This is a genomic window from Chryseobacterium sp. sg2396, from assembly GCF_042610505.1.
Classification (GTDB): domain Bacteria; phylum Bacteroidota; class Bacteroidia; order Flavobacteriales; family Weeksellaceae; genus Chryseobacterium.
The window spans coordinates 1-24,256 of record NZ_JBHGAQ010000013.1 but is presented as its reverse complement, the minus strand read 5'-3'; the positions used below and the strand labels follow the sequence as shown (position 1 = coordinate 24,256).

Annotated in this window: 20 protein-coding genes and 1 tRNA gene; 16 read left to right on the top strand and 5 right to left on the bottom strand. The window is 40.5% G+C overall.

What is annotated here, in order from left to right; translation table 11 throughout:
* Nucleotides 1-115 precede the first annotated feature (115 nt).
* Nucleotides 116-1,327, bottom strand: a complete 1,212-nt coding sequence (locus ACED20_RS13915; protein WP_294240095.1) for a type IX secretion system plug protein domain-containing protein — start codon at nucleotides 1,325-1,327, stop codon at nucleotides 116-118.
* A gap of 129 nt (nucleotides 1,328-1,456) precedes the next feature.
* Here ACED20_RS13915 and ACED20_RS13910 point away from each other — a divergent pair, with 129 nt between their 5' ends.
* Nucleotides 1,457-2,095, top strand: coding sequence for an MBL fold metallo-hydrolase (locus ACED20_RS13910; RefSeq protein ID WP_294240092.1), 639 nt, complete (start codon nucleotides 1,457-1,459; stop codon nucleotides 2,093-2,095).
* Between the two features lie 144 nt (nucleotides 2,096-2,239).
* Here the strand turns inward: ACED20_RS13910 and ACED20_RS13905 are convergent, their stop codons facing one another.
* Nucleotides 2,240-2,794, bottom strand: a complete 555-nt coding sequence (locus tag ACED20_RS13905) for a thioredoxin family protein (RefSeq protein WP_294197744.1) — start codon at nucleotides 2,792-2,794, stop codon at nucleotides 2,240-2,242.
* A 155-nt stretch (nucleotides 2,795-2,949) separates the two neighbouring features.
* Between ACED20_RS13905 and ACED20_RS13900 the strand changes: the two genes are divergently transcribed.
* From ACED20_RS13900 to ACED20_RS13885, 4 genes are all read left to right on the top strand, one after another.
* Nucleotides 2,950-3,546, top strand: a complete 597-nt coding sequence (locus ACED20_RS13900) for a TetR/AcrR family transcriptional regulator (protein WP_294197742.1) — start codon at nucleotides 2,950-2,952, stop codon at nucleotides 3,544-3,546.
* 293 nt (nucleotides 3,547-3,839) lie between these two features.
* Nucleotides 3,840-5,000, top strand: a complete 1,161-nt coding sequence (locus ACED20_RS13895; protein ID WP_294240090.1) for an efflux RND transporter periplasmic adaptor subunit — start codon at nucleotides 3,840-3,842, stop codon at nucleotides 4,998-5,000.
* Nucleotides 5,001-5,350: 350 nt separating this feature from the next.
* Nucleotides 5,351-8,533 carry an efflux RND transporter permease subunit gene (locus tag ACED20_RS13890; protein WP_378105254.1) on the top strand — a complete coding sequence of 1,061 codons (3,183 nt, stop codon included), beginning with the start codon at nucleotides 5,351-5,353 and terminating at the stop codon, nucleotides 8,531-8,533.
* A gap of 354 nt (nucleotides 8,534-8,887) precedes the next feature.
* A complete protein-coding gene (locus ACED20_RS13885) occupies nucleotides 8,888-10,300 on the top strand; it encodes an efflux transporter outer membrane subunit (protein ID WP_345766460.1) in 1,413 nt (470 codons plus the stop codon).
* 169 nt (nucleotides 10,301-10,469) lie between these two features.
* Here the strand turns inward: ACED20_RS13885 and miaA are convergent, their stop codons facing one another.
* Nucleotides 10,470-11,396 (bottom strand): tRNA (adenosine(37)-N6)-dimethylallyltransferase MiaA, encoded by a 927-nt coding sequence (miaA, locus tag ACED20_RS13880; RefSeq protein ID WP_378105251.1) that lies wholly within the window; start codon nucleotides 11,394-11,396, stop codon nucleotides 10,470-10,472.
* Nucleotides 11,397-11,731: 335 nt separating this feature from the next.
* Between miaA and ACED20_RS13875 the strand changes: the two genes are divergently transcribed.
* The 3 genes from ACED20_RS13875 (at nucleotide 11,732) to nadA (ending at nucleotide 14,351) form a co-directional block, all read left to right on the top strand.
* A complete protein-coding gene (locus tag ACED20_RS13875) occupies nucleotides 11,732-12,589 on the top strand; it encodes a YicC/YloC family endoribonuclease (protein WP_294240078.1) in 858 nt (285 codons plus the stop codon).
* 87 nt (nucleotides 12,590-12,676) lie between these two features.
* Nucleotides 12,677-13,243, top strand: a complete 567-nt coding sequence (gene gmk, locus ACED20_RS13870) for a guanylate kinase (protein ID WP_294240076.1) — start codon at nucleotides 12,677-12,679, stop codon at nucleotides 13,241-13,243.
* A gap of 88 nt (nucleotides 13,244-13,331) precedes the next feature.
* Nucleotides 13,332-14,351, top strand: coding sequence for a quinolinate synthase NadA (nadA, locus tag ACED20_RS13865; RefSeq protein WP_294240073.1), 1,020 nt, complete (start codon nucleotides 13,332-13,334; stop codon nucleotides 14,349-14,351).
* Between the two features lie 440 nt (nucleotides 14,352-14,791).
* Here the strand turns inward: nadA and ACED20_RS13860 are convergent, their stop codons facing one another.
* Nucleotides 14,792-14,989 (bottom strand): hypothetical protein, encoded by a 198-nt coding sequence (locus ACED20_RS13860; protein ID WP_294220007.1) that lies wholly within the window; start codon nucleotides 14,987-14,989, stop codon nucleotides 14,792-14,794.
* 550 nt (nucleotides 14,990-15,539) lie between these two features.
* On the opposite strand from ACED20_RS13860, the gene thrA reads away from it, so the two are divergent.
* The 8 genes from thrA (at nucleotide 15,540) to ACED20_RS13820 (ending at nucleotide 23,648) form a co-directional block, all read left to right on the top strand.
* Nucleotides 15,540-17,990, top strand: coding sequence for a bifunctional aspartate kinase/homoserine dehydrogenase I (gene thrA, locus ACED20_RS13855; RefSeq protein WP_294202022.1), 2,451 nt, complete (start codon nucleotides 15,540-15,542; stop codon nucleotides 17,988-17,990).
* Between the two features lie 10 nt (nucleotides 17,991-18,000).
* Entirely contained in the window at nucleotides 18,001-18,921 is a 921-nt protein-coding gene (locus ACED20_RS13850) for a homoserine kinase (RefSeq protein ID WP_294240070.1), read from the top strand.
* An 11-nt stretch (nucleotides 18,922-18,932) separates the two neighbouring features.
* Entirely contained in the window at nucleotides 18,933-20,246 is a 1,314-nt protein-coding gene (gene thrC / locus ACED20_RS13845; protein ID WP_378105245.1) for a threonine synthase, read from the top strand.
* Nucleotides 20,243-20,611: a dihydroneopterin aldolase gene (gene folB / locus ACED20_RS13840; RefSeq protein WP_294202016.1), complete on the top strand. Its 369-nt coding sequence runs from the start codon at nucleotides 20,243-20,245 to the stop codon at nucleotides 20,609-20,611. Before thrC ends, folB begins: the two co-directional genes overlap by 4 nt.
* 35 nt (nucleotides 20,612-20,646) lie before the next feature.
* Nucleotides 20,647-22,011: a DUF4403 family protein gene (locus ACED20_RS13835; RefSeq protein ID WP_345766463.1), complete on the top strand. Its 1,365-nt coding sequence runs from the start codon at nucleotides 20,647-20,649 to the stop codon at nucleotides 22,009-22,011.
* A 5-nt stretch (nucleotides 22,012-22,016) separates the two neighbouring features.
* Complete coding sequence (locus tag ACED20_RS13830) at nucleotides 22,017-22,532, top strand: RDD family protein (protein ID WP_378105375.1); 516 nt, start codon at nucleotides 22,017-22,019, stop codon at nucleotides 22,530-22,532.
* 56 nt (nucleotides 22,533-22,588) lie between these two features.
* Nucleotides 22,589-22,659, top strand: a tRNA-Cys gene (locus ACED20_RS13825).
* Nucleotides 22,660-23,420: 761 nt separating this feature from the next.
* Entirely contained in the window at nucleotides 23,421-23,648 is a 228-nt protein-coding gene (locus tag ACED20_RS13820) for a hypothetical protein (protein ID WP_294202013.1), read from the top strand.
* 382 nt (nucleotides 23,649-24,030) lie between these two features.
* Here the strand turns inward: ACED20_RS13820 and ACED20_RS13815 are convergent.
* The coding region (locus ACED20_RS13815) for a T9SS type A sorting domain-containing protein (RefSeq protein ID WP_378105241.1) at nucleotides 24,031-24,256 on the bottom strand (226 nt) is incomplete at its 5' end.

Genomic DNA, 24,256 nt, shown 5'->3' with positions numbered 1-24,256 from the left:
ACTATTATTATATTTTAACCTTGCAGGAATTTTCTTGTGAGGTTTTTTATATACAATATTGAAAATAAACCTCATAGGTTTCCAAAACCTATGAGGTTTATATGACGGATTTATGTTACCTCACCGGCGTCCTGAACTCTCCATACCCGATCAGTCCGTCATAATTCCTGCCGAAAGGCGCATAATACAAAAAGGCCTGATAAAGATTTTCCGTCTGCCAGAAGTTACCGTTAACTTCCCCGAAATTCAGGCTTCCGTCCGGATTCTTTGTCGCCAGGATGTAATTATAAAACCCTTGTTTCAAATATATTTTGGCTGTATATTTTTTTGACGCCGGATCATACTGCATCTGGTTTTCTTTGGTTGGGATAAAATTATTAAATCCGCCCAGCACATAAATCTCCTTATCCACCGGCTCGGAATCCAGATAAAAATGCACCCACGAATAATCGGCTTCCCGGGCCGCATCCCTTTCCCGACCCAGATCGTTTCTCCGGTAATACCACGCTCCGTTTACATCCGGCTGATACTGGTAATTCAGCGGAAATGCCCATACCGGATGAAGATACGTCTGGTTTACCCCGTCGATCTGCTCGGCAGCGCGCACCATATCTGCCGCCATGTTCATATTTTTATTGTCGAAATAATAGAATTCGTTATTTCCCGGAAATACCAGCGACATCTGCTGGAAAAGAATCTGATTCCCTAATGTTGCGCTCGGCCTTAAGTTATTTACCGTTTCGTTGGGATTGTTGTTCTGCATGACATTCAACGTGATGGAATTCACGTTGGAAGACAGATCCCCGGCTTTCGGAAGGGCTTTTACCTCTATCCTTTGCTGGGCTTCCGGATTCCGGGCGTCGGCAAACCGGGAAACAGCCACGGCCAGAGTAGCCCCGTTTTCCACCAGGTAAAACCTTTTTGTAAACAGTGGCTTATCTGCAGAATCTTTATAGACGATCAGCTCAAAGTTTCCCGAAATTTTGGGCTGTATTTTATCATTCGGAAAGGTCAGCGTATAATGCGTATAAGCCTGCAATGTATTGAAAGAATACTGGAATTTATCCAGCAGCCCGTTCATACTTCCGTTGGCAATTTCCGTAAAAAAAAGATTGTCATCTTCCCAGTTACGGTTATAATGCTTGATGGTGTAGCGGTAAATTTCACTCGCATTGGTTAGGTCGTCGAAGCTCAGCACCAGCTGCTGCCCGAAACTGATCACCGGTGTTTCATCATTTGTCTGTGGATTAAACAGCTGAATGCTCTGGATATTTTGTCCGAAGACCAGCCCGCTTAAAGAAAGTAAAAAGAGTCGCAATGTTTTCATTATGACGAAGATAAAGAAAAATCGTTTTTAAACGGTAAAAGGAATCCCCCTTTATGCATTAAAAGTTTATTAAAATTTTCAATCCATCCATTTTGTGCCTACCTTTGTTATTACTAAAAAATTCAGCATATGCTCCAGATCCAAGGTTTCGTATTCAATTTTGCAAGCGAAAACACCTATGTCCTTTACAACGAAAATAAAAAAGCCTGGCTTTTCGATCCGGGAAACAGGAATGAACAGGAAACAAAAACCCTTGAAAACTTTATTGCGGAAAAAGAATTAACCATTGAGAAAATCCTCCTGACCCACGCCCATATCGATCACATTCTCGGGTTACAATGGGCCTTTGACACGTATAAAGTTCCCGTAACCATGCATCGTGACGATAAAGAAGTTCTGGATATGTTCCAGATCAGCGGGATGAGGTTCGGGATCGAGCTTGAACACATAAAGGTGGATATCGATTATATAGAAGAAGGCGACGAACTGGATTTCGATGGAGAAATATTTAAAATCAACCATGTTCCGGGACATTCTCCGGGAAGCATCGTCTACCATAACGAAAAACAGCAGTTTATGATCTCCGGCGATGTCTTGTTTGAAGGCAGCATTGGCAGAACCGATCTTTTCAAAGGAAACTACGAGCAGCTGATCGAAGGAATTAAAACAAAATTATTTATCCTTGACGATCAAACGCAGGTATTTTCAGGACATGGAAATCCAACGACCATCGGTTTTGAGAAGCAGTATAATCCGTTTTTAAAGTAAGACATCTGTCATTTTAATCTTATATTTTAAAAGCTTATTGCGTGAAAGTCATCCTGAGTACCAAGCAATAAGGATTTATCTATAAAAAAAGCTGTTCAATCAAAGAACAGCTTTTCATATTTAAATTGTAAGGCTATCAACAGATTATTTCCATTTGATATTACATCCCATACTCGGTTTCTGGATTTCTTCCTGCGGCTCGCCTAATAAAAGGTTTTCAAAGGCAATGATCAGGTCCTCGCCTGTTACTTCTTTATGATTTCCCGGTCTCGAATCGTCCATCTGCCCTCTGTAGATCAGATCAAGCTTCTCATCAAAGAAAAAGAAATCCGGGGTACAGGCAGCATCATAAGCTTTGGCGATGGCCTGGCTTTCATCGTACAGATATGGAAAATCGAACTTTTTTTCAATCTGGAATTCGATCATTTTATCCGGAGCGTCGGCAGGATATTTTTCCACATCATTGGCGTTAATGGCTATAAATTCGATACCTCTTTCATTGTAGTCTTCGTACAGTTCGTTTAATTTATCGATAACATGAAGCACAAACGGGCAATGGTTGCACATAAAGATCACCAGAGTCCCTTTTTCTCCTTTCAGATCATCCAACGACTGAATTTCGTTGCTTCCGGATGGGTTCGGCAATTCAAAAAACGGTGCTTTTGTACCGAGAGCTATCATATTTGAGGGCGTATTCATAACTTTTTTATTTAGCCACAAAGATAAAAATTTCTTTTATAGAAAGCGTATTCAGCACTTTATAAACTTTAGTTAAAAGTTAAATTTTAGAAATCGTTTGGAAGTTATCGTCAAAAGTTTGTAGTTTTGCTAACACTGTTAGACATAAAAAAATCATGGGATTACATGAGCGCCGTCAGCGAGAAAAAGAAAATATACGTGCCAGTATTCTGGATGCGGCATTCTCTTTGGCAAAAACTGAAGGCTGGGCATCGCTTTCCATAAGAAAGATTGCCGATGCCATAGAATACAGTGCACCGGTAGTGTATGACTATTTTGAAAATAAAGAAGCCATCCTTTACGAAATTTCAGTTAATGGTTTCCACTGTCTTCATATTGAATTGCTAAAGGCACAGCAGGCTCACAACAGTCCGGAAGATCAGCTGACCGCTATTATTGATGCTTATTGGGAATTTGCCTTTAAAAACAAGGAATATTACCAGCTAATGTTTGGTCTCGGAATGCAGTGCAGCGGAAAAGGCATGATGAAAGAAGAATTTTCCTCTTTTCAGGATATGCTTTATGAAGGAACACTGGAAATTATTAAGAAAAAAGGCTCAAACCCGGACAATGCCTGTCACTCTTCCCATGCGCTTTTTTCAGCAGTGCACGGACTGATCTCTATTATGATGATGCGTAACGACGACATTCCTTCGACCATGAATAAAACAACCCTGGACGAAACGGTTGCAGCATTTATTAAGTCACTGTAAATTTTTTTGAACTCAAAATTAACACTGTTAGAATTATTAACACTTAATTATTATTAAATTATATGAATTAAATTAACTTTATTAATTAACACCGTTAGAAAAAGTAACACACCTCATCCTTACCATATTCAAAACAATATTTAACTTAATCTTATGAAGACAACTATCTGCACTCAACATTAAAAAATCCGGATTTTTTTTTAAATTATCGTTAACACCGTTAGGAAACATTACAGCATTTATATTAAGAACATCATTATTAAAATCTAACATTCATTAAAATTTAAACTCACATGAAAATATTTGGAAAAACAAGGATCATTATCCTGATGGCGAGTATTATCCTTTTACAAAATTGTACCAAAGCCGCCGAAGGATCTGCTACTGCACCGCCGCCGCCTGAGCTTCCCGTATACACCGTAATTACCGCTCCCGCTACTGTTTACCAGGAATTCCCAACTGCTTTGGAAGGAAAAAACAATGTGGAAATCCGTTCTCAGGTAGACGGATATCTGGATAAAATCTATGTGGAAGAAGGCGCTTATGTAAGAGCCGGGCAACCATTGTTTAAAATAGATTCCAGAAGCTATGGCGAGCAGATGAATATGGCTGCTGCCAATCTACAGGCCGCCAATGCCAATATTCAGAAGGCAAAAGTAGAAGTCGACCGTCTGCGGCCTCTTGTAGCGGCGAAAGTTGTTTCTGATGTACAGCTGAGAACGGCAAAAGCCAATTATGCCGCCGCTGTAGCCGCTGCTTCACAGGCCAGAGCATCCGTAGGAAATGCGAGAATCAATGTCGGTTTTACCACCATTACCGCTCCTGTAAGCGGTTATATCGGAAGAATTCCTTACAAAAAAGGAAGCCTGATTTCCCGCACAGACCCGAATCCTTTGACTTTATTGTCCGATATCAGCGAGATTTATGCCTACTTCTCCTTAAGCGAACTGGATTTTATCGCTTTCCAGAAGAAGTATCCGGGTGCCACATTAAACGAAAAGCTCAAAAATATGCCGATGGTAGAACTGGTGATCGCGGATAACAGCATTTATTCCGAGAAGGGTAAAATGAGCATCGTCGACGGCCAGTTCGACAAAACCACCGGAGCCATTAGCGTCCGTGCTGTATTCCCGAATACCAATGGCACATTAAGAACGGGAAATACCGGAAGGGTACGTATGCCGCAGCTGTTTGACAAGACCTTGGTGATTCCGCAGGAAGCTACGTATGAAATTCAGGATAAAACCTATGTTTATGTTCTCGGAAAAGATAAAAAAGTAACCGGAAAACCCGTAAAAATCTCAGGGAAAACCGATAGCTACTATTTTATTTCGGAGGGACTGTCCGTGGGTGATAAAATCGTGTTCACAGGAATCGGTTCTTTGAAGGACGACGCTGTTATTCAGCCGAAAGCGATTTCTTCTGACAGCCTGCTTAAAGCAAGACCTTTATAACAGTTTAAACTTTTATTTCTTAACCACAAAAGTCACAAAAGCTTTTAAACACATTGGTTACATGAGATTTTAAGTTTATAATATTGCGTATATCTTTAGAACACAGAAGAATAAAAATCAAATATTTTCATAAGGTTATGCCTGCTTTACATTCTCAGTTTGCCATCTTGAAAAGATATGAACTGCATTATTTAATCGCAATCATCTGTGCAAATCCGTGAAATCTGTGGTAGAAATATAACCACAAAAGCTTTTAAAACATTAGCAATTTATCTTTAAACCCTACGAAATACTTTTGTGCCTTTCGTGGTAAAAATACAGTTTAAGCTCCATTAAAAAATAAACTTCTTATGTTAAAACAATTTATAGAAAGGCCGGTACTTTCAACGGTCATTTCCATCATCCTTTTATTACTGGGTGCTCTGTCGCTCTTTAATTTACCCATTGCCTTGTTTCCGGATATTGCGCCGCCGAGCGTGCAGGTAACGGCTTTTTACCCGGGAGCCAATGCGGAAGTAGTGGCCCGCTCGGTTGCTACGCCCATTGAGGAAGCGGTAAACGGGGTGGAAAACATGACGTACATGACCTCCAACTCCAGCAACGACGGTACGATGACTTTAAGCGTTTTCTTCAAGCAGGGTTCCGATCCGGATAACGCCGCCGTAAACGTCCAGAACCGCGTTTCCAAAGCCATGAGCCAGCTTCCCCAGGAAGTGGTGCAGGCGGGAATCTCCACGCAGAAAGTCCAGAACAGTATGATTATGTTTATGGGACTTACCAGCAACGATCCCAAGCAATACGATGAGCTTTTTCTTCAAAACTATTTAAAAATAAACATCATTCCGCAGATCCAGCGTATTCCGGGAGTTGCCCAGGCCCAGGTTTTCGGGACACGGGACTATTCCATGCGGCTCTGGCTGAAGCCGGACCGTCTGGCGGCCAACAACCTTTCGCCACAGGAAGTGCTGAACGCCGTAAAAGACCATAATCTGGAAGCAGCTCCGGGCCGTCTGGGACAGGGAAGCAAAGAAACCTACGAGTATATTTTAAAATACAAAGGGAAATTAAACAAAAACGAAGACTACGAAAATATAGCCATCAAAGCCAACAGCGACGGTTCTTTTCTCAGGCTGAGAGACGTGGCAAGAGTAGAATTTGGTTCGTACACCTATACCGCAGCCAACAGAGTCGACGGAAAACCGGTATCCGGATTTGCCATTATGCAGACGGCAGGCTCCAACGCCAATGAAATCCTCACTGAAATTGAAAGACAGGTGGATCAGTTTAAGACTACCCTTCCGAAAGGCGTAGAACCGATTATTATGTACAACTCGAAAGATTTCCTGGATGCTTCCATTCATCAGGTAGTAGAAACTTTGGTAATCGCCTTTATCCTTGTTTTTATCGTGGTATATATTTTCCTTCAGGATTTCAGGTCTACCTTAATCCCGGCCATTGCGGTTCCGGTAGCCATTATCGGTACATTCTTTTTCCTGAACCTCTTCGGGTTCAGCATCAATATGCTCACGCTTTTCGCCCTGGTGCTCGCTATCGGTATTGTCGTGGATGATGCGATCGTCGTGGTGGAAGCCGTCCACTCCAAAATGGAACATACGGGAATGCCGGTAGAACATGCCACGATGAGCTCGATGAGTGAAATTTCGGGAGCGATTATTTCCATTACATTGGTAATGTGTGCCGTATTTATCCCGGTAGGATTCATGCAGGGTCCGGCGGGTGTTTTTTACAGGCAGTTCGCTTTTACCCTTGCCATTGCCATCCTGATTTCAGCCATTAATGCGTTAACGCTAAGCCCTGCCTTATGTGCTTTATTCTTGAATGATCCTCAGGGAGAGCATTGGGAACACGGTAAAAAAACCGGTTTCGGAGCCAGATTTTTCAATGCATTTAATACCAGCTTTAATAATTTAACCAGGAAATACATCTACAGCCTTAAATTTTTAATTAAAAACAAATGGGTGGCCGTAGGCGGACTGGCCTTACTGATCGCTGCCAGTGTTTTCTTAATTAAAAAAGCACCATCCGGGTTTATTCCCACCGAAGACCAGGGTTTCATTCTTTATGCTGTAAACACGCCACCTGGAAGCTCCCTGGACAGAACGCACCGTGCCACTGAGCAGATCGACAAGATCATCAATGGTGAAAAAGCGAAGAACCACCTTTGGGTCGCAGACGGACTAAATTTCATCAGCAACGCGAATGCCTCGCCGTATTCCGCAGGATTTATTAAACTGAAGGACCATGACCAGCGAGGTGCCGTTACCGATCCGGACCAGATTGCTGCCGGGCTTACGGGGAAAGTTTCGCAGGTAAAAGATGCCAGTGCCTTCTTTTTCAACTTCCCTACCGTTCAGGGATTTGGGAATGTTTCGGGGTTTGAATTCATGCTTCAGGATAAAACCAACGGCTCATTGGAACAGCTGGGAACCACCACACAGATGTTTATCGGTGAACTGATGAAACGTCCGGAAATCGCTTTCGCATTCACGACCTATGCTGCCGGAAATCCCCAGTTCACTATTGAGGTTGATAATGATAAAGCAAACCAGCTTGGCGTTTCCATTACCGAACTGATGCAGACGATGCAGATCTACTACGGAAGCAGTTTCGTTTCAGACTTTAACCGGTTCGGAAAATATTACCGGGTGATGGCGCAGGCCGATATTCCGTATCGTACCGATGCGAACTCCCTGGAAGGGATTTATGTTAAAAACAAGTCAGGCGAAATGGTTCCCGTAAAAACACTGGTTACTTTAAAAAGGTCTTTCGGGCCTGAAACCGTGACGAGAAACAACCTGTTTAATGCTGTTACCATCAACGGAACGCCTAAGCCGGGTTACAGTACCGGGGATGCCATCAAAGCGGTGGAAGAAGTTGCGCAGAAGTCGCTGCCGAGAGGTTATGGCTACGAATGGACCGGAATTACCCGCGAGGAGATCAAAACCGGTGGACAAACGGCATTTATCTTTATGTTAAGTATCTTGTTCGTATATTTTCTGCTGGCTGCCCAATACGAAAGTTATATTCTTCCGTTTGCGGTTATCTTAACCATTCCAACCGGGATTTTCGGAGTATTTGCCTTCACAGGACTGGCCGGGATCGATAATAATATTTACGTTCAGGTCGGATTGATCATGCTCGTCGGATTATTGGCGAAAAATGCCATCCTGATCGTCGAATTTGCCGTACAGAGAAGAAATGCCGGAAGAAGTTTGCTGGAATCTGCGCTTCAGGCTTCCAGACTGCGTCTGCGGCCGATCTTAATGACCTCTTTTGCTTTTATTGTCGGGATGCTGCCGCTTGTCTTCACCCAGGGTGCTTCTGCCAAAGGAAACCATTCCATCGGGTTCAGTACGGTGGGAGGCATGTTAACGGGAGTTGTATTCGGGATCTTTATTATTCCGGTGATGTTTGTGATCTTCCAGTACCTGCATGAAAAAATGCCGAGCCGGAAAAAGAAAAGGCTTCAGCGACAAAAACTGGAAGCTGAACTTTTAACGCCGGCGCATTAATCAAAAATATAAGACTTTAATCAACTTAATTTGAACCATTAAGATTCTCATTTAGAAATTAAGAATATTAAGATGAACTGTATTTCCAGCATCATACTTTATAAAATCTATCTGATTTTGCTTAACTAAAACTTAACCTCTTCATTTTTCTTAATGGTTCGGATCAAGAAAAACAGAAATGCCGGATGCTAAACTGATCCAACAACGTATTAATTAAGAAAGAATAACAAAATTGGGATTTTAACCACAACTATTGTCACAAATAAACACAATAATCTGTAAAATCTGTGGGAAATTACAGTTGCGCCAGCAACATCTTTCCAAAATTTTGTTATCAATAAAATTTAAAAAACTATGAAAAGAATAAAAAATATCATCATCACTTTCGGACTGGCTCTCGGTTCGGTCTCCTGCGTGTCGAAACTAGCCTACCAGGAGCCGAAGCCCGAGCTGCCGGAGAAATTTGCGTACACTGCCACTGCCGATACCGCCAGTGTGGCCGACCTCGAATGGAAGCAGTTTTTCAGCGATCCCATTTTGCAAAGGCTGATCGAAAAAGGGATCAAAAACAATTACGATCTTCAGATCGCCCTGAAACAGGTAGCCGCATCACAGGAAAAACTGAAGCAGGCAAAATACCTTCAGTATCCGGATGTTGGGTTCGGTGTCTCCGCGCAGATCTCGAAGCCGTCTAAGAACAGCATGAACGGACAAAGCCTGAATTTGTTCTTAGGACAGAATCATGTGGAAGATTATAATGCCGCATTTAATTTATCCTGGGAAGCCGACATCTGGGGAAAAATTAAAAACCAGCAGGAAGTTTCCAGAATGCAGTACCTGCAAACTTATGAAGCCACGAAAGCCATTCAAACCCAGGTGGTGGCGGCTATTGCTCAGGGTTATTACAATTTACTGATGCTCGATAAGCAGCAGCAGATTGCAAAATCGAATCTGGAGCTCAGTACAAATACCTTATCCATCACGGAAAAGATGTGGCAAAGCGGTGACACGACTTCCCTTGGCGTTCAGCAGGCGACCGCGCAGAAGCAGTCTACCGAACTCCTGATTACCCAGCTTGAACAGAATATTGCCGTTCAGGAAAATGCTTTGAGTATTTTGGTCGGGGAAAATCCAGGGAAAATAGAGCGGACGATCGAAATGTCCGAAACCTCTTTGCCACAGGATATTTCCGCAGGGCTTCCGGCCGCAATGGTCAGCCGCCGTCCGGATGTCCGCCAGCAGGAACTGGTGCTGCTGGAATCGAACGCACTGGTGGGTATTGCCCAGGCCAATATGTATCCGGCTTTGCGGATTACAGCCAATGGCGGCGTGAATTCATTTAAGATCGACAACTGGTTCCAGATTCCGGCTTCTTTATTCGGTTCGGTGCTTGGAGGAATTACTCAGCCGGTCTTCCAAAAAAGGCAGCTGAAAACAAACCTGAATGTTGCTAAGATACAGCGTGAGAAAAACGTTCTGGCTTTCCGTCAGTCTGTTCTGAATGCCGTTGGTGAAGTTTCTGACGCCCTGGTTTCCAACGAGAACCTAAAAGTTCAGGAACAGAAAGCCTCCGAGCAGGTAACCACTTTAAAAAACGGAATCAAAAGTGCCGAAATGCTCTACAAAGGCGGAATGGCGAATTATCTGGAAGTGATTACCGCTCAGGGGAATTCTTTACAGGCTGAACTGAATCTGGCCTCTGTAAAAAGACAAAGACTGAGCAGCATCGTAGACCTGTACCGGGCACTGGGAGGCGGCTGGAAATAATCACTTTTAAATTATATTGTTCGTAATGCGGTCTTTCGGGACTGCATTTTTTATTTGAAGCATTAAGATTTCGTTAAGTGGTTGCTTCATTAAGAAAATCTGATAGATTTTATAAGCATTGTTTTTAAAGCGGAACTCAACTTAATATTCTAAATTCCTAGATCAAATCTTAATGGTTTGAATTAATCTGTTCTTCAATATAATTAACTAAACCATCAAAATCCTCCTGAGCATATCCCAACGGCAGATAGTGAATATCATCGGCTTTCCGGTACCAGGTAAGCTGTCGTTTGGCGTATCTCCGGCTGTTTTTCTTGATTTCGGAGACAGCAAAATCCAGATCCCATTCTCCAGCGAAATAGTTAAACAATTCAGCATAACCCACCGTGTTTAAAGCTGTTAAATGTTTGAATTTTTCTAAACTTCTGGCTTCTTCCAGTAAACCGTTTTCCATCATCAGGTCCACCCTTCTGTTAATTCTGCCGTACAGTTCTTCCCTATGTGCTTCGATGCCGATTCGAATGGTCCTGAAGTCTCTGGAATCCTGCGAAACGGCAATCTGTTCGGAATATTTCCTATCCGTTTGCCAGATCACATCAATGGCACGCAGCAGCCTTCTGTGGTTGTGAAAATCGACGACAGCAAAATATTCCGGGTCGAGTTCCTTCAACAGTTTCTGAAGTTTTTCAATGCCTTCATTATCAAAAATAGCCTGTAATTTCTTTTGGTTTTCTTCATTTGCTTCCGGCAGGTCGTTCAGTCCTTCGATCACTGCTTTTTCATACATCATGCTTCCGCCCACCAAAATAACAATATCACGATCTTTAAAAAGTTCGTTAAGTTTTTTTAAGGCATCTTCTTCATATTGCCCGATGGAATAATAATCTTCCACCGAAAGATTACCGATAAAATGGTGCGGAGCCTCTGCCAGTTCTTCCGCTGATGGGGAAGCCGTTCCGATTTTCATTTCCCTGAAAAACTGCCTCGAATCGCAGGAAACAATTTCGGTACTGAAGTATTTAGCCAGATCGATGGCCAGTCTTGTTTTCCCGATTCCAGTAGGCCCTACCACAGAAATTAAATTTTTCCTTTTCACAGGGCAAATTTACGAAAATGAGATTATTTCAATATACTGCAAAAAAGCAAAGGACTTTCGTTGTTTAGCTATTTAAAAGTTTACAGAATAATCCTAAAAACCTTTTGCCATTAAACCGTTAAGAAATGAAGGGGTTAAATTTTGTTAGGAAAAATCAAATAGGCTTTATAAGCATTATGGGTAAAGCAATGCTCAACTTAATATTTCTTTAAGCCTTCATCAAATCTTAATGGTTAAATATCCTTAACCATCTTACTTTCTACATTAAGCTTCCGGATTGTGGATGTAATAAACTATAGACTTAAATGTTTATCTTTGTACTACAATAAAAAACTATGATTTTATCAATGACCGGCTTTGGTAGAGCCGAAGGTGTTTTTGAAGGGAAAAAGATCACAATCGATATCAAATCACTGAACAGTAAAAGCTTCGATTTGAATATCAAAATTCCGCTCCGGTACAAAGAGAAGGAATTCGAGATCCGAAAGATTCTTAACGACCGGATTATCCGCGGAAAGGTAGACTGCTATGTCAACCTGGAGAACCTGGAAGAGTCTACCGATGTAAAAATCAACAAAAGCCTGATTGATTCTTATATCACCGAGCTTAAAAACGTTGCCTCCGACGGTCCCGATTTTGAATACCTGAAAATGGCGGTACGGTTTCCGGATGCGATTACTTCAAGACCCGACGAGCTTTCCGAAGGCGAATGGGAAGCATTGGCGAAAATCGTACATGCGGCGGTCGACCGTTTCGAAGAATTCAGAAAGACGGAAGGCAATATCCTGCACGAAGAGCTGGAAAGAAACCTTCAGAACATTGAAAAAAATCTCGCCGAAGTGGTTCCTTTTGAAGAAGAGCGAATCGTTGCCGTAAAGGAGCGTTACCAGAAGTCATTGAAAGAATTTGAAAATGTGGATGAAACCCGTTTTTACCAGGAAATGGCTTATTTTACTGAAAAACTGGATATTTCAGAAGAAAAAGTAAGGCTTGCCCAGCATTTAAAATATTATAAGGAAGTGATGGACAATGAGGATTTTAACGGAAAAAAACTTGGGTTTATTTCCCAGGAAATCGGCCGTGAAATCAACACACTGGGTTCCAAAGCAAATCATGCTGCCATCCAGAAACTGGTAGTGATGATGAAGGATGATCTGGAAAAAATTAAAGAACAGACGTTAAATGTGCTTTAAATTCAAAGTTTAATGTTTAATATTCAAGGTTGACCCCTTTGAAACAAATGATCTTTAAATAACGAATTTAAATTTAAACCATAAACTTTGAACAATAAAGTTATCATATTTTCAGCGCCATCGGGAAGCGGCAAAACAACATTGGTAAAACACGCTCTGCAGGTTTTTGATGAATTACAGTTCTCTATTTCATGTACCACCAGGAAGCCAAGAGGCAGCGAAGTGCATGCCGTGGATTATCATTTTCTGACCCCGGATGAATTCAGGCAGAAAATTTCCGAGGACGCGTTTGTGGAATTCGAGGAAGTCTATACTGACAAATATTACGGAACCCTGAAATCTGAAGTGGAAAAGATCTGGAACCAGGGCAAAACCGTGATCTTTGATGTGGATGTAAAAGGCGGTATTTCCCTGAAGAAATATTTCGGGGAGCAGGCGCTTTCCATTTTCATCGAACCGCCTTCCATTGAAGAACTGGAAAGAAGGCTGACCTCCAGAGGGACGGACGATGCGGAAACCATTAAAATCCGTGTAGCCAAGGCAGAAGAAGAGATCTCTTATGCCGGGGAATTTGATAAGATCGTGATCAATGCCGATCTGGACGAAGCAAAAAAAGAAATCGAAAGTTTAATACAACATTTTATCAGAAATTAAAGAAAGGCTGCTGGAAATGTAAAAGATACGCTTTTCCTGCTTCTGAATTTTAATTTCTGATGTTAACGATAAAAACATTGAGGTGGATATGAGTACCGAAACATTAGAAAAAGCGAAATCTGCAATTCCGGTAAGGGGATTTTTAGATATCAAAGACCTGATTATTCCTGAAGGCGAAGAACTCGTAAAAGCGATTCTCAAGCTGAAAGAAGAAAAAAACGCCGTAATTCTGGCCCATTATTACCAGCCGGGAGAAATTCAGGATATCGCTGATTTCTTAGGGGATTCCCTGCAGCTGGCAAGACAGGCAAAAGATACCAATGCAGATATGATCGTATTCTGCGGTGTGCATTTCATGGCGGAAGCTGCAAAAATTTTAAATCCGACCAAGAAAGTGGTTCTTCCGGATACGATGGCAGGATGCTCTTTGGCAGACGGCTGTTCGGGAGAAGGATTAAGAAAAATGCGCGAGCAGCACCCGGATGCACTGGTGGCAACTTATATTAACTGTAACGCAGAAACCAAGGCTGAAAGTGATATTATCGTTACCAGCTCCAATGCAGAAACGGTAATCGAAGCCCTGCCGAAAGACCGCCCGATTATTTTTGCTCCGGATAAAAATTTAGGAAGATACCTGTCGCAGAAAACGGGACGCGACATGATCCTTTGGGACGGAAGCTGCATTGTCCACGAAGCTTTTTCCATGGAGAGGATTGCCAAACAGCTTGCTGATAACCCGGATGCGAAACTGATTGCCCACCCGGAAAGTGAAGAAGCGGTTCTGAAGCTGGCCCATTTTATCGGCTCCACTTCTGCCCTGCTGAATTACGTGGAACAGGACGACTGCCAGAAATTCATCATTGCCACGGAAGAAGGCATTCTTCATGAAATGAAAAAACGCGCCCCTCACAAAGAACTGATTCCCGCACTGGTTTTCGACGAAAGCTGCAATTGCTCCGAATGTTTCTACATGAAACGCAATACGATGGAAAAGCTTTATCTGTGTATGAAGTACGAACTTCCCGAAATCATTATTGATGAAGAATTAAGGCTAAAAGCATTAAAGCCGATTGAAGCGATGTTGGATCTTTCGAAGAGTATAAAATAAAAGAAAGCACTGTTTTTAGCAGTGCTTTTTTATTTTCATCTCTTATTCATAACAGTCGGCGCTAACGTCTACACACATCTGGCAGTTCTGAGACAGTGCAAAATATTGAGCACACGTGTTAGAATATTCGGGTCCTGTTCCGTAATTGTTGTTGACAGGGCAGCCTGCACAATTTAGAGAACCTTTGATTTCAATTTTGATATGGTTAACTTTTTCATACCAACAATTTTTTATACGGGATTATTTAGGTATTCAACAGGATTATAATAGTAAAAACACACTTTTCTGCCTCTTAGTTACGTACATTCCGCACACCCTGCCTGTCCACTGTCTAAATCTGTTGAACACTGGTCTCCACCACTACCTGTAATGGTTTTTAAATGCTGTCTGTCTAACTTTTCTAAATTTTTCATATTATTTAGTTTAAAGTTTACCGATTATTAAGGATTGAAGCACTCAGAACTTACCAAGACACATGATTTACAACGGCTTGGCAATACGTTATAATCTTCACAGGAATACGTATAGCCGTTGGATGGCCCTCCCGGTCCGTATCCTCCTGTAGGACAGCCATTACAGTTAGCAGCTCCGCTGATCTGATAAAGATCTTTTCTCTTCAATTTTTTCAGATTTTTCATAAGTAATTATTTATAGTTTGATAGACTAAATATAACATTTTTCCGTATAAATATTAGAGTTTAAAAAAAATATTTCTTTTTAATGTGAAAAATAACATCACCACAATGTTTCGGGCATAAAGTATTTTACGCATAATGATCCTGAATCTGAAATACTCAAAGTATTATGTGGTATTATTTGTCAGACTATTAGTTGTAAATTATCTTATTCCATTGAGTACTTAAATTTTTGAACCCTTTTGACCGCGTTATAAACCATTGAAACATTTTTACAAAATGCAGCCAATCTAAATTATATCCTGAAATATCTCTTGCTCTTTTAAAGATAATTTGTACATTTGTTTCAGTTACAATGAATTTTTTAAGAAACATATCTGATATTTCCGCTCGAAATTTCTCAATTTCGGAAGTTCCTTTTGTTTCTGTTACAATTACTACAACCACTACAATTACCCCATAACGGGGTATATTTTCACATATCATCCGCAGGTATATACTCTTTTGTAAAAGAGTACAATTTCATTTTACTATAACTTAAAAACAAGACCCAATGAAAGTTTTAAAATTCGGAGGAACTTCCGTTGCCCATGCCGGAAATATAGCGAAGGTTGAAAGCATTATAAAAAAAGCGTCTGAAAAAAATAAAATTGTGGTGGTGGTCTCTGCACTTCAGGGAGTGACCGATCAGCTGATACATGCTGCAGAGTCTGCCGCTGATCAGAATAAACATTATATTGAGACTTTAAAAGAGCTTGAAGAAAGGCACCTGGAACTTGTAAAAGAACTTCTCCCGATTTTTGCGCAGAGTTCACTGCTGAGTTTCGTCAAAAAACACTTTAATGATATCGAAGACCTCTGCTACGGAACTTTTGTCTTAGGAGAGTTTACTCCAAAAATCAAAGACCGGATCACTTCTTACGGCGAATTTCTCTCTTCCCGCATCATCCATGCAAAACTTCAGTCCGAAGGCCTGGACGTTTCCTGGATGAACTCTGCCGAACGAATCGTTACCGACAGCAATTTTACCTATGCAAAAGTAAATTCTGAGCTTACGGAAAAAAATATCAGAGAATATTTCATGGAAAACCACAACCGGATTTCCATCGCCCCTGGCTTTATCGCCGGAGATGAAAACGGAAATCCTACCACCCTCGGGCGGGGCGGTTCCGATTATACGGCATCCATTATTGCTGCAGCCATCGATGCCGAAGAACTTGAGATCTGGACGGATGTGAGCGGAATGATGACGGCAGATCCCAGATTGGTGTCCCGTGCAAAGCCGATCCCGGAAATTTCGTACGCTGAAGCTATGGAACTCTCCCACTTTGGGGCAAAAGTTTTATATCCGCCAACCATTCAGCCGGTCTTGGCGAAAAATATTGATTTGAGAATAAAGAATACTTTCGATCCTGAAGCATACGGGACCTTAATCTCCGGTCATCCCAAAACACCAGATAAAGAGGACCCGCAATTTGCAGTTGGAATTTCAAACATGGATCATATTGCACTGCTGACGCTGGAAGGCAGCGGGATGATCGGGGTTCCGGGATTTTCTGCAAAATTATTTCAGTGCCTCAACCAGGAAGAAATTAGTGTGATTCTCATTACCCAGAGTTCATCGGAACATTCCATTACCGTGGCCATTAACGAGAAAGATGTTTCTTCAGCAAAAAAGGCGATCAGTTCCTCTTTTCAGGATGACCTGAAACTTAAAAGGATTGAACCTGTAAAAATTGAAACCGGCCTCTGCATTATTGCTTTGGTAGGAGACAATATGAAAAGCAGAAGCGGCGTAAGTGCTAAAATGTTCGGTTGCCTCGGAAATAACGGCATTAACATCCGGGCAATTGCACAGGGATCTTCGGAAAAGAACATCAGTATCGTGATTTCAGAGAAAGATATCCGAAAAGCCGTTAATGTTTTGCATGAAGAAATTTTTGAATCTGAAGTCAAACAGGTTCATCTTTACATCTGCGGAACTGGAAATGTGGGCACAAAATTAATCCGTCAAATTTACGATCAGAGCGAATATCTTAAAGAGAATATGCTTATCAGTCTAAGAATTGCCGGCCTCTGCAACAGCCGCAAAATGCTTTTTTCCAGCAAAGGCATTTCTGAAGCTGAATTTTTAACGTTGAATGAAAACGGAATAGAATTTTCTGAAGAAAAGTTTGCTGATGAAATGATTTCAGGAAATCTGAGAAATTCGGTTTTTGTAGATGTTACTGCAAGCCCGGATGTTCCCCACATTTACGAAAAACTATTAAAACACAGTGTGAATATTGTAGCCTGTAATAAAATTGCGGCTTCTTCAGATTTCGCAAATTATAAGAATTTAAAAAATGTTGCCCGAAACCACAACTGTAAATTTTTCTTTGAAACCAATGTCGGTGCAGGCCTTCCCATTATCGGAACCATTAATGACCTGATCAGAAGCGGTGATAAAATAACGTCCATTCAGGCTGTACTGAGCGGAACATTAAATTTTGTTTTTAATCACTATGACGGAAGCAGATCTTTTTCAGAAGTAGTAGCCCAGGCACAGCGGGAAGGTTACACCGAACCGGATCCCAGGCTTGATCTGGCGGGAACCGATGTTGCCCGTAAAATCTTAATTCTGGCAAGAGAAGCAGGCTATCCTATTGAATTCGGGGCCGTTGAAATTGAAGACTTTCTGCCTGAAGAATGTATGAAAGGGAGTGTAGAAGATTTTTACAAAGCCCTTTTTAAATATGAAGATCACTTTAGAAAGTTGCTTGAAAGTGCGAGATACAGAGGAAAAATTTTGAAATATGTTGCGGAATTCAAAGATGGAAAGGCCAAAATAGGACTGCAGCATGTAGCTCCCGAAAGCGATCTGTTTCATCTGTACGGAAAAGACAATATTGTTATTTTTAAAACCCTGAGGTATTCTGAACAGCCGTTGGTGGTGAAAGGTGCCGGAGCCGGAGCAGAAGTTACGGCCAGTGGTATTTTTGCTGATATTGTCCGCTCCGTTTAAAATATTACTTATGAAAAAAGTCAGATTAAAAGTACCGGCCACCGTTGCCAATTTGGTTTGCGGATTCGATATTCTGGGAATGGCCATCCATGAACCTTATGATGAAATGGAGCTGAAACTGCTGGAAACCCCTGAAGTTATTATTCGGCACAGGGATGATTTCGGATTGCCGGAAGAACCTTCAGCCAATGTAGCCGGCGTTGTATTGCTGAAAATGATTGAACATCTGAACCTGAAGAAAGGCTTTGAAGTAACCATCCGTAAAAGAATAAAACCGGGAAGCGGGCTCGGATCGAGTGCTGCCAGTGCCGCCGGGGCCGCAGTAGGAGCCAATGAGCTTTTGGGAAACATTTTCAAGAGAGAAGAACTGGTTTATTTTGCCATGTTCGGTGAAGAACTTGCTTCCGGCGTAAGACATGCGGATAATATTGCGCCCTGTATCTATGGCGGAATAACTCTGGTTAAATCCTCAGATCCGGTGGATATCATTCCACTCAGTACGCCTGATTTATTTGTAACAGCCGTTCATCCGCAAATTGAAGTAAAAACGTCAGATGCAAGACAGATTTTAAAGACCACGGTTCTCCTGAAGGACGCAATAGCACAATGGGGGAATATTGCCGGACTGATCGCAGGAATTCAGAAAAACGATTATGGACTGATAGGCAGAAGCCTTAAAGATGTTATTATAGAACCCGTAAGAAGCATTCTGATTCCGAAATTTGATGAAATAAAAAAGAAAAGTATGGAATTGAAAGCATTAGGCGGTGGTATTTCAGGCTCAGGACCTTCTGTATTTATGCTGTCTGAAACGGAAAAAGTTTCCCGGTGTATTGCAGAAATGATGAAAGACACTTACGACGGCATCGGGATTGAAAGTATGGTCTGTATTTCAAAAATAAATCCGTCAGGAATTACCATCATGGATTAAAAAGAATAGAAATGAATTATTATAATTTAAAAGATAAAAAAGAAACTGCTGATTTCAAAGCAGCAACTATCAAAGGCCAGGGAAGAGATAAGGGATTGTTTTTTCCTGAATCCATTCCACCGTTCGATCCTCAATGGATTGAAGATCTGCATCAGTTTTCCAATGAAGACATTGCCTTTCAATGTATGAAAGATTTCGTCGGGAATCAGGTCCCGGCAGATATTTTAAGGGCAATCGTCTCAGAAACCGTAAGTTTTGAAATTCCTTTAAAAAAAATCAGCGGAAATATATATTCCCTGGAACTTTTTCATGGACCGACTTTGGCTTTCAAGGACATCGGTGCCAGATTTATGAGCCGCTGCCTGTCTTATTTTCTGAAAGATGAAAATAAAAAAGTTACGGTTTTGGTGGCTACTTCCGGAGATACCGGAGGCGCAGTGGCTCATGGGTTTTATAAAACACCGGGAGTAAATGTCGTGATCTTATATCCGAAAAATAAAGTAAGTATGGTGCAGGAGAAACAACTCACTACACTTGGCGAAAATATTTCCGCACTGGAAGTCAATGGCAGCTTTGACGATTGTCAGAATCTGGTAAAACAGGCTTTTTCGGATCAGGAAATTAATGCAGACTTATTTCTGACCTCAGCCAATTCCATTAATGTGGCCCGATGGCTTCCTCAGCAGGTTTACTATCTGCTGGCATTAAAACAGTGGCAGAAAACGGAAAAGCAGCCACCCGTGATTTCTGTGCCCAGCGGAAATTTCGGAAACATCTGTGCCGGAATTCTTGCCTATTTAAGAGGTTTGCCTGTCGAACATTTTATTGCCGCCTGCAACGAAAACGACAGCGTTCCTAGGTATTTAAAAACCCAGGAGTTACTGTATCATGAAACGGTACCTACGCTTTCCAATGCCATGGACGTCGGAAATCCGAGTAATTTTGTACGGATCTCAGAACTTTTTGATAACAATTTTGAAAATATAAAAAATACCATTTCAGGGTATTCTGTTAATGACGAAAAAACATTGCAGACGATCAGGAACGTATACACAAAATATCATTATCTGCTTGAACCCCACAGCGCGGTTGCTTATGCTGCCCTTGAGCAATATTTAGAAGAAAATCCCGGGAAGAAAGGCTTTATCCTGGGAACTGCCCATCCGGTAAAATTTCCTGAAGCTATTGAAAAAGCGGTACAGATTGAAATTGATATTCCCGGATCGCTGCAGGGCTTAATGAAAAAAGAGAAAAAAAGTATCGAAATACAGCCGGATTTTGCAGAATTAAAACGATTTTTGCTTACCAAAAGTAAAGGAATATGAGCAGGATTTATCTTGAAAATGTAAAAATATACGCCTATCACGGGGTTTTGCCGGAAGAAAACAGTATCGGGACCTATTACATCCTAAATGCAGAACTTCATACAGACTTGTGGAAAGCGGCAGGATCTGATGATTTGAACGATACGGTAAGCTATGCCGACATCAACGAAATCATCCATACTGAAATGGAGATCAAATCCAAACTGCTGGAGCATGTAGCCGGAAGAATCATTTCCGGAATACACGAAAAATTTCCGCAAATCGATTATATCAAATTAAAAATTACCAAGACGGCCCCGCCCATGAAAGGTGAAATGCAGGGCGCAGGCATCGAACTGGAAAAGAGTTTTAAGCCTGAAAATTAAAACTTCCCGATTTAATTTCTATAAAAATTATTCCTTTGAAAGTCATCAAATTACTATTTCTGATTCTTTTCATCAATGTTTTCGCACAGAACAGTGCGGAAAACCCGGTCCCGGATTACAATTTTCCGAAAATAAAATCGAGCATTACCATGCCCGTAGCCATTCCATTGGCAGAAATCAGCAATATCATCAATGCTTCGGTAAAGGATCTTATTTATCAGGACGATTCTTATACGGATAACAATAATGACCAGTTTAAGGTAAAAGTATGGAAAACCCGGCCCATTCGACTCGTTGGAGGAACAAATCAAAACATACTGATTGAAGTGCCTCTAAAAATATGGGCTGAAAAAGGTATCGGAACGCTGGGTGTCTATACGTATCAGAATACCACTTTTGAAACAGTAATGTCTTTCAGTACCACGATTAATTTTCAAAGTAACTGGACGCTTAAAACGAATACCGAACCCAATGGCTTCCGGTGGGTGGTAAAACCTGTTCTGGACTTTGGGCGGATAAAGATCCCAATTACCGGCCTGGTAGAAAAAAGCCTGATCGAACAGCAACAGAAATTCAGCAAAACCATCGATCAGCAGCTGGCAACCCAGCTGAATTTCCAGCAATATGCTGTCATGGCCTGGAATGCTTTTTCGAATCCGTTCAACATTTCGGAGGAATATAAAACATGGCTTAAAATCACCCCGATCAAAGTCAATATAACACCTTTGAAATTTTACAGTAACCAGATTGGTACCGAGTTAGGAATTGACGTATTTTCCGAAACTTTTACAGGAACACAGCCTGCGTCTTCTCCACTTATAAAGACCGCTGCAAATTTCAGTTCTGTTCCTGCTTTAAACGATACATTCTTACTTCAGACAACGGCGAACATCCCTTTTACGGAAGCCACGGAGATCGCCCGTAATATGTTTTTAAATAGAGAATATGATATCAGAGGTTCTTCCGTGAAAATTAAAGATATTAAAGTATATGGGGTGGACGACAAGGTGATGATAGAAGCGGAAACAGAAGGTTATATAAAAGGAAAGGCTTTTATCTCCGGAATTCCCGTTTATGATGAAACCCGAAAGAAAATCGTCCTGTCGAATACAAAATTCAATCTCCGGACCGCCAATATTTTACAGAAAACGGCAACGCTTCTTTTCCGTGGCAGGATTGTAAAGATCATTGAAGAAGAATACGGAATTCCTACACAGGAATTAGAGAAAAGCTCGGAAAAGAGCATAGAGGAAGCTTTCAATAAAGAATATTATAAAGGATTGAAAATGACTGGAGCCGTGTTTAATCTAAAACCCGGCCAGATTTTTATGAATCCCTACGGAATTACTGCCGTTATTGACACGAATGCGACTTTGAAACTGACCGTAAAAGAAATTTAAAATTTATAACCCATGAATATTTACAAATCGTAGACAGAAACAGAGCATCTAAAGGATCCCGGCTTTTAAATTATATCATTGATGGAATCTTAGGATATATTGCGGCTCTTTTATTCATTGGATTCTCAGCAATCATCTACACCTTTGTTTCGGGATCCTCATTATTATTGGTAGGCACAGAAATGAAAAATATAAATCCGCTTCTGGATTGCGGAATTACGTTGAGCTGTTATGTTCTGTTCATGTTTTTGATCGAAACACTTACAAAGGGCAGAAGCATTGGAAAAATGATCACGGGAACACGTGTGATTATGATCGACGGAACAAAACCAACCACTAAAAATTACTTCATTAGAAACATCATCCGAATGCTGCCGTTTATTGATCAGTTATCCTTTTTAGGCGAAAACGCGTTTCATGACAACTGGAGCAATACCAGAGTTGTCAATCTTAAAAATTATGAGACTGAAATACAGGCCAAAAGCGATATAGAAAGCATCGGCACGAAAGAAATTCCTTAAAAATTTTTGTTGAAAACTAAATTTTAGTATATTTGCACACCTCAAAAATGGTAAATGGTACTTTGGCCGAGCGGCTAGGCAGTGGTCTGCAACACCATCTACAGCGGTTCGAATCCGCTAGGTACCTCTGAAACCTCCGGTCTTTGACCGGAGGTTTTCTGTTTGAATTCTATCTCTATTTTTTCCTGTAAAATGAATTTCGGATGATAACTGAAAGAAAATCCCCGGCCGGAGCCAGGGAATAATTTGAAAGATATAGTGGTGATTAAATATGTTGGCAAGTTCAAAGAACGTACCAATAATTTAAATACATTAAGTCTGATTTAAGATGGATAAATTTTTAAACGACACTGCCTCCCCAACAATGAACAGAAAGAATGAAAAGATCATCCATTATTTATAGATATTATTTCCTTTATTCTTGTGTGAATAATACTGCTGCAACCTACAATTTATCTCAGTTAATGAAACACTTAGTGACCATAAGAGCTGTGAAGATTTAACCGGACACTTTAGTAAAAAGAATCTTGTAAGCTTAAACGTTGTAACAAACAAATGGAAGTTAATTCCTTTAAACAACCTTCTACTAAATACTGCAGGTAAAAAAATCATAAAAAAACCTCTCATAATGAGAGGCAAACTTACTGAGAATAAATATTGTGTTATTGCTATTGTAAAAATAGAATCATTATAAAGATATTTTTATGACCGAGATCACAACTGGAAAAAAACTTATATTTCTATAAGAATCAAAAACTCATAACAGTAAAATTTAAGCACCGTAAACACGATGTAGACCTATCAATCTTAAAATTTATGATTATAATCTCACAAATATTCTATTTTTCACACAATATTGATTAAATTTGTAAAAAACTATTAGATGCCATGACATTCAACGAAGCACTTAAACAGAAAAAAAATATTTTGAAAGATACCAGCGAGTTTACCAGGACGCTCTATGATTACGTGATCATCCCTGCATTGGAAGAAGAAGGCCGGAATTACATTGAAGAATTTAAAAATGCTCCTTCTCTTTTCCTGGATGACAGCTGTAAAAATTACAGCAGCAACGCAAGATTTAGAGTATTTCTTCTTCCGAAAAACCAACGATAAAAAGAACAGATATTAAAATTTTTAAACTTTTCAGGATATTTTTTTCAATAAAAAAATCCCCGTATTGCTACAGGGATTAAAAAACTAATAACCATGAAAACTCAAATTAAACATGAGTGACTGCAAAGGTATGAAATGTTCTTCTTAAATACACATATTGACATTATAAATTTCATCTATTAACACAACTTTATCATAGGTTAAAAAAAGTTTAATTTATGATAAGCATAACAGACCTTTGTGGAACAACGAATTTATGGTGTTTTTAATTGAACTCATAAATAGGAACGACCTAAAAAAATCAAACAATCATTTAAAAAATGTTAAAAAAATAAGCTCTCATTTCTGGGAGCTTATTTACTTTTGCTTTTATCAATTAATTTTATTCTTTGATAAATTTCTTCTGTACAGTACCTTTTAGATCATCGATATCGATAACGTAAATTCCGTTGATTAACGCATGGACATCAATCTTATTGTTTAAGATAATACCGCTTGATACCAACTGTCCTGTAGCATTATAAATTTTATAATTCGCTTTAGGACTTATGTTTTTAACATTCAGCACTGTTTTTACCGGGTTAGGATAAATCAGGATATCCGTCTGG